The organism is Parabacteroides sp. AF19-14 (genome assembly GCF_003635485.1).
GTDB lineage: Bacteria > Bacteroidota > Bacteroidia > Bacteroidales > Tannerellaceae > Parabacteroides > Parabacteroides distasonis.
Genome location: NZ_QTMJ01000001.1, coordinates 149971 through 163769 on the forward strand (window position 1 = coordinate 149971; position 13799 = coordinate 163769).

Sequence of the window (13799 nt, forward strand, 5' to 3'; positions counted from 1 at the left end):
AGAATCCCATTAACAAGATTTACCGGTCATGATGTCCAGCACCAGACGATCCGTCGCCTCCATTCCTTTAGAACCGATAGCGGTCAAGTTCGCGATCGATTTATCCACATCCTCATCGATGATACCTTCCACGGAAGTCACCACCTTATCCTCCATGGCCATCAAAGCGGAAAGCATCGCCGTAGACACGCCACTAGATACTTTCATCGCGCAACTCGGCTTGGCACCGTCACAGATCATTCCGGTAATATTACCGATCATATTCTTGATCGCATAAGAAATCCGCGCCTTATTTCCTCCCATCAAATAGGCGATAGCGCAACTCGCTCCCGTAGCGGCAACCACACAACCGCAAAGGGCGGACAAACGTCCCAGACTTTGCTTGATATAGATCACCATCAAATGGCTTAACATCAACGCACGGATCAGTTGCTCTTCCGAGCATTGGATATCCTCCGCGAAAGAAAGAACCGGAAGCGTAGCGGCGATTCCTTGATTACCGCTTCCCGAATTACTCATCACCGGGATCATAGCGCCGTCCATGCGAGCGTCGCAAGCGGCGGAAGTCATGATCAACATATGCGTATAAGCGGAATCTCCCATGAACTTACGGCCGAAAGCACCCGAGACTGTCTTGCTTACGGTATGTCCGTAATTGCCTTTCATGGAAGCTTGGGCGGCTTTCTTATTCAACTCGGCCGTTTCTAAAATAAAACGAATCTCATCCAATGGCATTTCCATGGCAAACTCATAGACCATAGAGAAGGAAAGACGTAAATCCTTATTCTCACATACTTCCTCGCCAGAAGCGTTTGCCGTACGTAAATCAGTCAATACCTCCCCGTTTTTCTCTACATATATTATATGGGTATGCTCATGGCAAATGATCACCCTTGAACGATCGTTCCCTGCAGAACTTATAATTTCGATATAAAGTTTATCTACATTCTCTTTCAGATCTATACCGATACATTTCTTGCAGACCATTTCCTTACCTTCTTTCAATCCCTCCGGAGTCAAGTCTTTCAGCACCTCTAGCCCATAAGCGGACTTACCGATGATCGATCCCAAAGCGATAGCGATAGGCAACCCCACCATGCCAGTCCCCGGGATTCCTACTCCCATGGCATTCTTCAGGATATTGGCGCTCAGATAAACCTCTATCTTCTCTGGCTTACGCCCCAGCACTTCCGCCGCTTTTGCGGCCGCCAAAGCCACGGCAATAGGTTCCGTACATCCGATAGCAGGGATTACCTCCCTGTGAATCAAATCTATAATTTGAGTTTTTATGATAGTATCCATACTGATAGTCTTTATTTAGAATTAGATAGTTAATATACAATAGATTAAGAACAAAACTCAACAACGATATCTCGCAAGGCATCGTATTGTTTTCCCAATGCATCTTCATAACGCAACGCTTCTTCCAGATTCCCTTCTCTCAACAGCGATAGTATATTATTCGATACATCGAATAGATTTACCAGACCTAAATTAGCGGCTATCCCTTTCAAGGTATGCGAATATAGCTTGGCATTCTCCAAATCCCGCTCTACTAAAGAGCTCCGTAATTTCACATACGAACCGTCTGTAGTAATAAATTTATATAGAAACTTTTTGAAGAGGCTATCACTATTCATAAAACGATCTAAGGTATTCTCTTTATCCCAAGCAGCTACATCTATTAATGCGTTATAAAAAGCATCGTTCTCATTCATTTTTTTATGATATTAGTTTTCGTACAAAATTAGGAATTTTATAGACACTACCAACGTTAGCGGTATTCTTTTTCTTTACTTACCGCAACTTGGGTACGGAACGATAATTTTAGTACTTTTGTCGCCTACTTCGGGACCTAGAACGCCCGGGCTGTATTTATCCGATTAATAGAATTGAAAAAGGAATGGGAATTTCATCGCCGCTTGTAGATTTGCAACATCAATATGATCTCCTGCAGAAAGAATATGAATATGAGAAGGAAACATACCGACAGCAATCCGAGCGTACGGGTTTGCGAAAACGAGTGGCGCAGGGCCTCTGTTGGTATCCGGTCACTCCGGGACGCAGTTATTATAACTCCTTAAACCAATTGGTGATCGAGATCGAAAGGACAGAAGACCGGGAGATCGAGCATAATTTTGAGTACGGGCGCCCGGTTTGCTTCTTTACGGCAGATATCAGTGGTAAATTTAAGTATCTGGATTTCTCCGCCACGATCAGCTACGTGCAAGAGGACAGGATGGTGGTAGTTCTCCCCACTCCTTCCGCCTTGATGGATATACAAGGAAAAAGCAATGATCTCGGCGTGCAACTCTACTTCGACGAGACCAGCTATAAAACGATGTTTTCCGCTCTCTCGGACGTGATGCGGGCAAAAAACAACCAACTCTCCCATCTTAGGGACGTATTGCTGGGGCAGGAAAAACCGGGACAGCGTGAATTATTCCCGATCCGCTTCCCTTGGTTGAACCGCTCGCAGGAAGAAGCCGTAAACAAGGTATTGGGAGCGAAACAAGTATCTATCGTACACGGCCCTCCCGGAACCGGGAAAACAACCACCTTGGTGGAAGCCATTTACGAGACCCTTCACCGGGAGAATCAAGTGATCGTTTGCGCCCAAAGTAATACCGCCGTAGACTGCATCTCGGAGAAACTGGTAGATAGAGGCATTAACGTCCTGCGCATCGGGAACCCCACTCGTATCAATGACAAGATGCTCTCTTTCACATATGAACGCCGTTTCGAATCGCATCCGGATTATCCCGAGTTATGGAGCATCCGAAAAGCGGTACGGGATATACAATCCAATATGCGAAAGAAAAGCCGGGAGGAACGGGATACGATCCGAAACCGCCTCTCCCGTTTGAAATTCCGGGCGACCGAACTGGAAGTCAAGATCGATACAGAGCTGTTCGACGAGGCTCGTGTTGTCGCTTGCACCTTGGTTGGCTCCGCAAACCGGGTCATGATGAACCGGCACTTCACGACCTTATTTATCGACGAGGCCGCCCAAGCCTTGGAAGCCGCTTGCTGGATAGCGATCGGCAAGGCGGACCGGGTCATACTAGCGGGCGATCATCACCAATTGCCCCCTACTATTAAATGTATAGAAGCGGAACGAGAAGGCTTAGGACGTACCTTGATGCAAAAGATAGCCCATGCGAAACCGGAAACGGTCTCTCTCTTGAAGGTCCAATATCGTATGCACGAGGATATCATGCGCTTCTCCTCCCAATGGTTCTATCATAACGAACTCGAATCCGCTCCCGAGGTAAGTGGGCGGGGAATTTTGCGACTGGACACTCCCATCGTATGGTTCGATACGTCCGAGTGCGATTTCACGGAAAATACGAGAGAAGAGACCATGAGCCGTGTCAACAGGCAAGAGGCGGAATTGCTCGTGGAACAATTACGCTCCTATATACAGAAAATATCCAAGGAGAGAGTGCTGGAAGAGAATATCGACTTCGGATTGATCTCCCCTTATAAGGCGCAGGTACAATACATCCGTAAATTGATCAAACAAGACGCTTTCTTCAAGCCTTTACGCAGACTGATCACCGTACATACCGTTGACGGTTTCCAAGGGCAAGAACGCGATGTCATCTTGATCAGTTTGGTAAGGGCCAACGAGGATGGAAAGATCGGTTTCTTGAACGACTTGCGGCGCATGAACGTAGCGATCACCCGTGCCCGTATGAAACTGATGATCTTGGGAGACGCTTCCACCCTTACCCGGCACGCATTTTATAAAGAACTCTATAATTATATCTCCCAAAGAGGTAAAATAATCACGATCAACACGAAACAAGAGCATGAACTATAAATTATTGGTACTGGATTTAGACGGTACACTGACAAACAGTAAAAAAGAGATCACCCCGTTTACGAGGGAAACCCTTCTGCAAGCGCAGGAAAAAGGATTGCATCTGGTCTTAGCCTCCGGCCGGCCCACCTACGGTATCGTGCCTTTAGCCGAGGAACTGAACATAAAGCAATATGGTGGTTTTATCCTTTCCTTCAACGGCGGTAAGGTGATCGACTTGATGACAGACAAAGTACTTTTCGAACAGGCTTTGCCACCCGATATCGTACCTGTTTTATACAACCGCTCCAAAGAAGCGGGACTGGCTATCCTTTCCTACAACGGTAAATATATCTTAAGCGAGCATCCGGAAAATAAATACGTACAATACGAATCTTTCTTAACCAAAATGAAGATCAAGGCTACCGACGATTTTCTGCGGGATTTGCATCAGCCAGCCGATAAATGCTTGGTGGTAGGCGAACCGGAGATGTTGGTACCGTTGGAAGAGAAGCTCCGCCAAGAATTAGGGAAACGTATCAACGTATATCGTTCCGAGGCATTCTATCTGGAGCTTGTCCCCAAAGGCATCGACAAAGCCGCCTCATTATCCCGCTTACTAGAGCGAACCCGGATAAAACAGGAGGAAGTGATCGCTATCGGCGATGGTTTCAACGATGTATCCATGATCCGTTTCGCCGGATTGGGAGTCGCTATGGCCAACGCCCAGCCCCCTGTCAAGGCCAATGCCGACCGCATCACCCAATACACGAACGATGAGGATGGAGTGGCTCGTTTCATCCAAGAATTGCTTTGAAAAAAAACACGTACGTATTTTCCGAAAAACATGTACATGTTTTCGCGAGAACACGTACGTGTTTTTTCAGAGACATTTACACCAGTATCGACACAGGCCAATGCCTATACCGGCATACGCCTATACCAGTAGTGCCGTAGGGCTACGCCAGTATAGTCGTGAGCTTGCGCCGATATACGTAAATTCCTTTCATGGAAATGTCTTCTAACTATCAACTATTTTATGTATATTTGTATTCTAAACCATAAAAATAAGACGCCATGAAGTACAAATTATTAGTCTTAGACGTAGATGGGACGTTGCTTAACGACAAGAAAGAGATAACTCCCCGGACCCATGCCGCCTTGTTAAAGGCTCAGCAGATGGGAGTTCATGTTGTATTGGCATCCGGCCGACCCACCAACGGGGTTCAACCCTTGGCGGAGGCCCTTGAATTGAATCATTACGGTGGTTTCATATTATCTTATAACGGAGGTCAGATCATCAATGCCCAGACCGGAGAATTGATGTTCGAGAAACGAATCGATCCGGCCATGATTCCTTATTTAAACCGGAAGGCGAAGGAAAACGGTTTTGCTATCTTCACGTATCACAAGGACTATATCTTGACCGATAGCCCGGAAAACAAGCATGTCCAAGAGGAGGCCGAACTCAATAAGATGCGCATCATCGGTGTGGAGAATTTCCCGGAAGCGGTGGATTTCGCACCCTGTAAGTGTATTCTTACCAGCGATGACGAGAACAATCTAGTGGGTCTCGAAAATCATTGGAAGAAACGTCTGGACGGGGTATTGGAAGCTTTCCGCTCCGAGGACTATTTCTTGGAGGTAGCTCCTCATTTCATCAATAAGGGAAATACGTTGGCGGTATTGATGGAGATGCTGAATATCACGACCGAAGAGGTTGTCGCTATTGGTGATGGCGTGGCCGACGTATCCATGCTTCAATTAGCCGGTACCGGCGTGGCGATGGGTAACGCACGCGATTCCGTAAAGGCTTGTGCCGATTTCACGACCTTACCCAATAATATGGAAGGTGTGGCGGTAGCGATCGAGAAAGCGATCCTTGCCACGATCAAACCCACAGAGGTTCCGTTAGATCAACTAAACGCACGGGCCAAACATGCTTTAATGGGTAATCTAGGCATTCAATATACCTATGCGTCAGAGGATCGTGTGGAAGCGACCATGCCTGTAGACGAACGGACCCGCCAGCCTTTCGGTATCTTGCACGGAGGCGCTACACTGGCTCTGGCAGAGACCGTGGCCGGACTAGGTTCCATGATTCTGGCGAAACCGGACGAGATGGTAGTCGGCATGCAAGTTAGCGGCAGCCATATGTCGTCCGCCCACGAGGGAGACACGGTACGTGCCGTCGGGACGATTATCCACAAAGGCCGTTCATCCCATGTGTGGAACGTAGACATATTCACCTCTACCGACAAACTGGTTTCCTCTGTACGGGTAATCAATAGTATACTAAAGAAGAAATGATTCCAAGAGATTCTTACGAAATAATAGACACGTTGATCAAGCAAGGCCGGAGTTTCGCTATTTGGCGTATTCCCGGTGAGGATAGGCTCCATTTCAGGATGCAAAGCGCCGGCTCTCCTTGCCTATTATACGACATAAAAGACTTAAATGAACGGAGCGGTTTTGTAATCGCTCCGTTTCAGGTGACAGCGGAACGACCTATCGTTTTAATCCAACCGGATTGCTTTGAAATCCCCTCCGAATCCGATTGGGATTTCTCTCGAGAGAAAAACGAATTCCCTTCGAATGAAATCGAAATCCCGTCCGAATCCGAGGAGAAGGAACGATACGCTTACCATTTCTCCCTGTTTACCAACCCTTTGCTAAAAGGAAGCCAAGATAAACTAGTCCTATCCCGTAGCAAAACGATCTGGAAAGATCCCTCTTTCTCACCCGGCAAGGCATTCTTCGCCGCGGAAGAACGATATATCCGCTCCTATGTCTACCTTTGCCATACCCCGGAAACCGGAACTTGGATGGGTGGGACACCGGAAATCTTGTTATCCGGCGAGAAAGGCGACTGGCAAACGGTAGCTTTGGCCGGAACCCAATCCTTACGAGACGGGAAATTACCGAAAAGCTGGGACCATAAGAATTGGAGAGAACAGCAATTAGTCGCCTCCTATATACGCCGCCAGCTGTCCACCTTGGGTATTACTCCCGAGGAGAAGGGGCCTTATTCAGCCCGGGCCGGAGAGGTTTCTCATTTGAAAAGTGATTTCTTCTTCTCCTTGCCGAATCCCGAGAAGCTGGGTGATGTCCTTCAACTATTACACCCTACTCCAGCAGTTTGCGGTCTTCCCAAGGAGGAGGCTTATCATTTCATCATCGAGAATGAGGGGTACGATCGTAGCTATTACTCCGGTTTCATCGGTTGGCTGGATCCCAAAGGCAAAACAGATCTGTACGTAAACCTCCGTTGCATGAATATCCTCCCCCAAACCTTTACGCTGTATGCCGGAGGCGGTCTGTTGGCGGCCTCGCAGCTAGAAGATGAGTGGCAGGAGACAGAGGATAAATTAGATACGATGCGGAGAATAGTGGGTAATTTATAATTTTATATCATATAATGTATAGCGATAAAAAGAACATCCTTCAATTGGTAGCCTTGCTGATAGAGCACGGCGTAAGTAATATCGTGCTATGTCCGGGAAGCCGGAACTCTCCGATTGTGCACACATTGGCAAACCATTCGTTCTTCAATTGCCATTCCGTGACGGATGAACGAAGCGCGGGATTCTTTGCCGTAGGGCTAGCGTTGCACGGAGGTAAGCCGGCGGCTGTTTGCTGTACCTCGGGCACGGCCTTGCTGAATATACATCCGGCGGTAGCGGAGGCTTTCTATCAGAAAGTTCCGCTTGTCGTGATATCCGCCGACCGCCCCGCCGCATGGATCGGGCAAATGGACGGACAGACCTTGCCGCAACCCGGGGTGTTCGGCTCGCTGGTAAAGAAGTCGGTGCAGCTACCGGAAATACATACGGATCAAGATGAATGGTATTGCAATCGATTGATCAACGAGGCGTTGTTGGAACTGAACCATCACGGCAAAGGACCGGTGCATATCAACGTTCCGATCTCCGAGCCTTTATTTCAGTTCACGACACCCGAATTGCCGAAGGTACGGGTAATCACCCGTTATCAAGGCTTGAACGTGTACGACCGGAAATATGATGACCTGATCGAGCGCTTGAACAAATATAGCAAGCGGATGATGATAGCGGGACAAATGAGCTTGATCTATCTCTTCGAGAAGAAAATATGCAAGTTACTATACAAGCATTTCACTTGGCTCTCCGAGCACATCGGCAACCGTATCGTACCGGGATTACCGATCAAGAATTTCGACGCTATCCTGTACGCTACCCCGGAGGAGGAAAAAGAGAAGCTAGTTCCCGAGCTCGTAATCACCTACGGCGGCCATATTGTCTCCAAGCGGCTGAAAGAGTTTTTGCGGAAACACCCGCCTAAGGAGCATTGGCATGTCTCATTGGATGGAGAGGTAGCGGATTTATTCGGTAGCCTGACCACGGTGATCGAGATGGACCCTTTCGAGTTTCTGGAGAAAATCGCTTATATGCTGGAGAATAGGCAGATTGAATATCCGAAGGCTTGGGAATACAAATCCCGGAACCTGCCGGAGCCGGAGTTCGCTTACTCCGAAATGGCGGCGATCGGTGGTTTGATACGCTCGCTTCCGGCTGAATCGGCCTTGCATCTGGGGAATAGCTCCACCGTACGTTACGCGCAATTGTACACCGTACCCGAGACGGTTGAGGTTTGTTGTAACCGAGGTACGAGCGGGATCGAAGGCTCCTTGTCTACGGCCATCGGATACGCCTCGGCCTCGCAAAAACTAAACTTTATCGTTATAGGCGATCTTAGTTTCTTCTATGATATGAATGCGTTGTGGAACGGTAACTTGCACAATAACCTTCGCATCCTGCTCTTGAACAACGGAGGTGGCGAGATCTTCCAAGCCTTGCCGGGATTCAAGATGAACGAGCGTACGCACCGTTACGTTACCGCCTCCCACCAGACCTCAGCGGAGGGATGGGCCACGGAAAGGGGATTCTCCTACTCCGCTGTCCATAATGCCGAGGAGTTGGCAGCGGCGATGAGCGCCTTTACCCAAACGGAGCAACCGAGCGAACATCCCCTATTCATGGAGGTTTTCACGGACAAAGCGGAAGACGTACGATTGCTCAAGGAATATTATCATCAACTAAAAAATTCATCCCAAGCACAAAACATATAATATATGGAAACGAAAAGAGAATGGACAACCATCAAGGAATATGAGGAGATCTTATTTGATTTCTACAACGGCATCGCCCGCATTACGATCAACCGGGAACGGTATCGCAACGCTTTTACCCCGACTACGACCACGGAGATGAGCGACGCCTTTTACATCTGCCGGGAACGCCCGGACATTAACGTAGTCGTTCTGACAGGAGCCGGAGATACGGCCTTTTGCGCGGGAGGCGATATGAACGTGAAAGGACGTGGCGGCTACGTGGGTAAAGACGGCGTACCTCGCTTGAACGTATTGGACGTACAAAAGCAGATCCGCTCTCTCCCGAAACCCGTCATCGCGGCCGTGAATGGTTTCGCTATCGGCGGCGGACACGTATTGCACGTGGTTTGCGACCTTACGATCGCTTCCGAGAACGCTATCTTCGGACAGACTGGTCCTCGTGTGGGTAGCTTCGACGCCGGGTTCGGCTCTTCTTACCTCGCCCGTGTGGTCGGACAGAAAAAGGCCCGTGAGATCTGGTTCCTATGCCGCAAGTACAATGCGCAGGAGGCTTTGGATATGGGTTTGGTAAATAAGGTAGTCCCCTTGGATAAATTAGAGGACGAGTACGTTCAATGGGCCGAGGAGATGATGTTGCTTAGCCCGTTGGCTTTGCGCATGATCAAGGCGGGCTTAAACGCCGAGTTGGACGGACAGGCCGGTATACAGGAGTTGGCCGGAGACGCTACCATGCTTTACTATATGACGGACGAGGCGCAGGAAGGCGGCAAGGCATTCTTGGAGAAACGCCGTCCACGCTTCGAGGATTATCCGAAGTTCCCGTAAAAGGAATTGAAAATTGAGAATGAATGGTGAAGGAGAGGTTTTATAAGACAGAGGTGGTTCCCCGGTGCTTGACTTTCAAGCGACCGGCAGGAACCTCACGGGGTGTTTACACGACCCGGAAATTGTGGGAGGTCCGAATCCGCAAGGAAGACGAACCCTCGGCTTTTGGCATCGGTGAATGTGCCCCCCTGCCGGATCTCAGTTGCGATTATGGAGTGGATTACGAGATCACGTTATCCAAGGCTTGCCTCGATCTGGAACAGAAGGGGCATGTTGACACCGAATCTTTGCGCCATTACCCATCCATCCTTTTCGGATTGGAAATGGCCATGCGTCATTATGAACAGGGTAGTTGGCGGCATTACGACACGCCCTTCTCGCGAGGGCAGGCGGGTATCCCCATTAACGGACTGATCTGGATGGGCGATTATAAGTACATGCTGGAACAGGTAGAGGAAAAGATGAAGGAGGGCTTTCGCTGCGTCAAGCTGAAGATCGGCGCTATCGATTTCGACCGGGAACTCTCTTTATTGAAACACATCCGTGCGCATTTCTCTGCCAAGGAAATAGAGCTTCGGGTAGATGCCAACGGCGCTTTCCTCCCCTCGGAGGCGATGGACAAACTGAAGCGGCTCGCCGAGATGGACTTGCATTCCATCGAGCAGCCTATCCGTGCCGGGCAGTTGGAAGAGATGGCACGCCTTGCGGCAGAGTCACCCCTTCCCATCGCTCTCGACGAGGAACTGATCGGCTGTAACGCCCCGGACGAGAAACGGCGGTTGTTGGAAACGATCCATCCCCAATACATTATATTAAAGCCTTCCCTCCACGGAGGTATCGCCGGATGCACGGAATGGGTTCACTTAGCGGAAACTATCTTAGGGAGTACCCCTGAACAACCTAAATGGTGGGTCACCTCCGCTCTGGAATCGCAAATCGGACTGAACGCTATCGCCCAATGGTGCGCCACGCTAGGTAACCCGCTACCGCAAGGTCTGGGAACCGGCGAGATTTTCAAGGACGATAAACATAAGTTGATCCAACGAAAAGGAGACACCATCTGGTTCACCAACGACCTTTGACCTATGCCGATACAAGAAGATTTACAGGCATTCTTAGCTGAATGGCACGATCCCTCCCCTTTTCTGGAAGTCCAGACCTCTGGCTCCACCGGTACGCCCAAGCGGATGCGAGTACGCAAGGACCGGATGCTGAACAGCGCCCGGCTTACCTGCGATTATCTGGGGCTTAAGAAGGGCGACAAGGCCTTGTTATGTATGCCCCTACGCTATATAGCCGGAAAAATGATGGTGGTCCGCTCCCTATACGCCGGACTGGATCTGGAGGTGTGCGAACCCTCCGGACACCCGTTGGCGGATTGGGGGGATACGCCCCTGCGCTTTGTTGCCATGATCCCCTTGCAGGTTTACAATACGTTGCGAGTACCCGAGGAACGTAAGCGGCTGGAGCAAACGGATATCCTGATTATCGGCGGCGGGGCGATCGACGCGGCCTTGGAACAGGAGATACGGCAGATGCCAAACACGGTTTATTCCACCTACGGAATGACGGAGACGCTGTCCCACATCGCCCTGCGCCGGCTGAACGGGCCGGAAGCCTCGCCCTATTACCATCCCTTCCCCTCGGTGACGTTATCCTTGTCACCGGACAATACCTTGGTGATAGACGCCCCATTGGTTTGCGACGAGCGGCTGGTGACGAACGATGTCGCCCGCCTGCTGCCGGACGGGAGTTTCGCCATTATCGGAAGGAAAGATAATATCATCAATAGCGGAGGTATCAAGATCCAGATCGAGGAGGTGGAAGAGCGGCTACGACCCTACCTCGACCGCCCCTATGCCATCACCGCCGCCCCCGACCCTCGGTTGGGAGAGGCGGTCGTGCTACTGCTTGCCTCAAACCTACGAGGTGAGATGCTAACAGAGGTTCTCGCCAGCCTGCCCAAGTACCTCCGTCCGAGGCACATCATAAAGGTAAGCGAGATCCCCCAAACCGGAAGCGGCAAGATCGACCGTGCCGCCTGCCGGGAGCTGGCGAGAAATATCATTACAAAAACACTATAAACATGAAAAGAATTCTAACAATCACCGCGGTCTCCCTATTGGCCTTATCGCCTATGTACGGGCAGGATTCTTGCCGATACCCGCAAGATCCTACCTTGGAGAAATCGCAAGCCTATGCAGGATACGACTGCGTCACCTTGCTGGATAGCACCGCCGTAACGGTACAACCTACCGGCTCGGGGGCTTTCGCCGTATGCAAGGCTTTTAAGGTACAGACTTCCAAAGGAGCCGTCGCCAACCGTATCATCAAATACGATTACGACCCGCTGACGGCGCACGCCGAGTTTCGTTACGCCACGATCTACCGTGCGAACGGCGACGTGATCAATCTCGACGTAACCCAAGCTTGCGACTACGCCGCCCCCGCACGTGCCATCTACTGGGGCGCCCGGCAGATCATGCTGGAAGTGGGCCGCTTGCAACCGGGAGATATCGTGGAGTACGAGATCGCCAAGAAAGGTTTCACCTACGCCTTGCTGACGGCGGGTGACGACGACGAGCGTTTCATCCCTCCTATGCGAGGACAGTTTTACGATATCGTCCCCTTCTGGGCTACCGAGCCTACCGTGCGCAAGGTGTACCGGGTATCCATGCCGATGGAGAAAGAGTTGCAATTCCAGTTCTACCAAGGCGAATGTACCTCTTCGATGCGATACGAGGACGGACGGAAAGTATATACCTTCGCCTCCGACGATATCCTTCCTTTCGCCAAGGAACCGAACATGGTAGACCTATTCGACGCTGCCCCGAAGCTCATGATGTCCAGCACTCCCCGCTGGGAGGATAAATCCCTTTGGTTCAATAAGGTTAACGAGGATTACGGAAGCTTTACTGCGATCCCGGAAGCCCAGAAAAAGGTAGACGAGCTGATCAAAGGCAAGAAAACGGAAATGGAGAAGATAGCCGTGCTGACCCACTGGGTGGCCGATAACATCCGTTACTCCGGAATCTCGATGGGTAAAGGCGAGGGTTTCACGCTTCACAACCTGAAAATGAATTATACCGATCGTTGCGGTGTCTGCAAGGATATCGCCGGTACGTTGATCGCCTTCCTCCGCATGGCCGGCTTCGAGGCTTACCCGGCGATGACAATGGCGGGAAGCCGTGTAGAAAGTATCCCCGCCGACCATTTCAACCATTGCGTGGCGGTGGTAAAACTGGCGAGCGGTACGTATATGCCTCTCGATCCGACTTGGGTTCCTTTCTGCCGGGAATTATGGAGTAGCGCCGAGCAACAGCAGAACTACCTCCCGGGTGTGCCCGAAGGCTCCGACCTCCGCTTAACCCCTGTCTCCGCCCCGGAGAACCACTACGTCCGCATCCACGCTGACAATCGCCTAGACGAGAAAGGCACGCTCCGCGGACAATTCACGATCACCGCCGAGGGACAATCCGACAGCAATATCCGCCGCATCTTCACCACCGGATGGCAATCCGACTGGCAGAACACGATGGAGAAGCAATTGCTGGCCGTATCCCCCAACGCCAAACTGCTTCGTGTAGATTACGGTAAGGACCCGAAGAACTATCAAGCGACCCCTATCAAGATCACGTTCTCTTATGAGATCCCCGATTACGCGATCATCGCCGGAGACCAGATGCTTATCAAGCCGCTAGTCATGAATAACCTCTACAATCAAGTGAAGAGTTTCTTGCGTATCGATACGAAACCGGAAAACCGTACGTATGGATTCAAGGACGCTTGCTCCCGTTTGGTAGAACAAGATGAGACCATCCGCCTCCCCAAGGGCTATACCCTCTTGAACGCCCCGAAGAATGACGCCCTGCAAAGCAATGCGGCCGATTTCGAAGGTTCCCTTTCGCAGGAAGGCGACCAGAACATCGTCTTGCGCCAGAAGCTAGCGTTGAAGAAGCGTGTCTACGACGCAGCCGACTGGAAAGGTTTCCGTTCCGCCGTGAACGCTTATAAGAGTTATGGTGACTATTTGATTATCAAGAAATAAAAACAGAAAGA

Annotated in this window: 11 protein-coding genes; 9 read left to right on the forward strand and 2 right to left on the reverse strand. The window is 50.3% G+C overall.

Annotated features, from left to right (window positions below; all coding sequences use genetic code 11):
- Positions 1–9: 9 nt before the first annotated feature.
- Positions 10–1302 (reverse strand): serine dehydratase subunit alpha family protein, encoded by a 1293-nt coding sequence (locus DWX33_RS00690; RefSeq protein ID WP_122379673.1) that lies wholly within the window; start codon positions 1300–1302, stop codon positions 10–12.
- A 44-nt stretch (positions 1303–1346) separates the two neighbouring features.
- The gene (locus DWX33_RS00695; protein ID WP_005856873.1) at positions 1347–1718 is read right to left on the reverse strand and encodes an Hpt domain-containing protein; all 372 of its coding nucleotides are present in this window, start codon (positions 1716–1718) and stop codon (positions 1347–1349) included.
- Positions 1719–1903: 185 nt separating this feature from the next.
- Between DWX33_RS00695 and DWX33_RS00700 the strand changes: the two genes are divergently transcribed.
- The 9 genes from DWX33_RS00700 (at position 1904) to DWX33_RS00740 (ending at position 13788) form a co-directional block, all read left to right on the forward strand.
- Positions 1904–3826, forward strand: a complete 1923-nt coding sequence (locus DWX33_RS00700) for an AAA domain-containing protein (RefSeq protein ID WP_122379674.1) — start codon at positions 1904–1906, stop codon at positions 3824–3826.
- Positions 3816–4622: a Cof-type HAD-IIB family hydrolase gene (locus DWX33_RS00705; protein ID WP_005862248.1), complete on the forward strand. Its 807-nt coding sequence runs from the start codon at positions 3816–3818 to the stop codon at positions 4620–4622. Before DWX33_RS00700 ends, DWX33_RS00705 begins: the two co-directional genes overlap by 11 nt.
- A 260-nt stretch (positions 4623–4882) precedes the next feature.
- Entirely contained in the window at positions 4883–6115 is a 1233-nt protein-coding gene (locus DWX33_RS00710) for a Cof-type HAD-IIB family hydrolase (protein ID WP_005862246.1), read from the forward strand.
- The gene (locus tag DWX33_RS00715) at positions 6112–7209 is read left to right on the forward strand and encodes an isochorismate synthase (RefSeq protein WP_048927312.1); all 1098 of its coding nucleotides are present in this window, start codon (positions 6112–6114) and stop codon (positions 7207–7209) included. Before DWX33_RS00710 ends, DWX33_RS00715 begins: the two co-directional genes overlap by 4 nt.
- A gap of 14 nt (positions 7210–7223) precedes the next feature.
- The gene (gene menD / locus DWX33_RS00720) at positions 7224–8912 is read left to right on the forward strand and encodes a 2-succinyl-5-enolpyruvyl-6-hydroxy-3-cyclohexene-1-carboxylic-acid synthase (protein ID WP_022192642.1); all 1689 of its coding nucleotides are present in this window, start codon (positions 7224–7226) and stop codon (positions 8910–8912) included.
- A gap of 3 nt (positions 8913–8915) precedes the next feature.
- The gene (menB, locus tag DWX33_RS00725; protein ID WP_005856861.1) at positions 8916–9740 is read left to right on the forward strand and encodes a 1,4-dihydroxy-2-naphthoyl-CoA synthase; all 825 of its coding nucleotides are present in this window, start codon (positions 8916–8918) and stop codon (positions 9738–9740) included.
- 23 nt (positions 9741–9763) lie between these two features.
- Positions 9764–10822 (forward strand): o-succinylbenzoate synthase, encoded by a 1059-nt coding sequence (locus DWX33_RS00730; protein ID WP_121961915.1) that lies wholly within the window; start codon positions 9764–9766, stop codon positions 10820–10822.
- Positions 10823–10825: 3 nt separating this feature from the next.
- On the forward strand, positions 10826–11824 hold the full coding sequence (locus tag DWX33_RS00735; protein ID WP_048927315.1) for an AMP-binding protein: 999 nt from the start codon (positions 10826–10828) through the stop codon (positions 11822–11824).
- A gap of 2 nt (positions 11825–11826) precedes the next feature.
- Positions 11827–13788, forward strand: coding sequence for a DUF3857 domain-containing protein (locus tag DWX33_RS00740; RefSeq protein WP_057327682.1), 1962 nt, complete (start codon positions 11827–11829; stop codon positions 13786–13788).
- Positions 13789–13799: the final 11 nt, after the last annotated feature.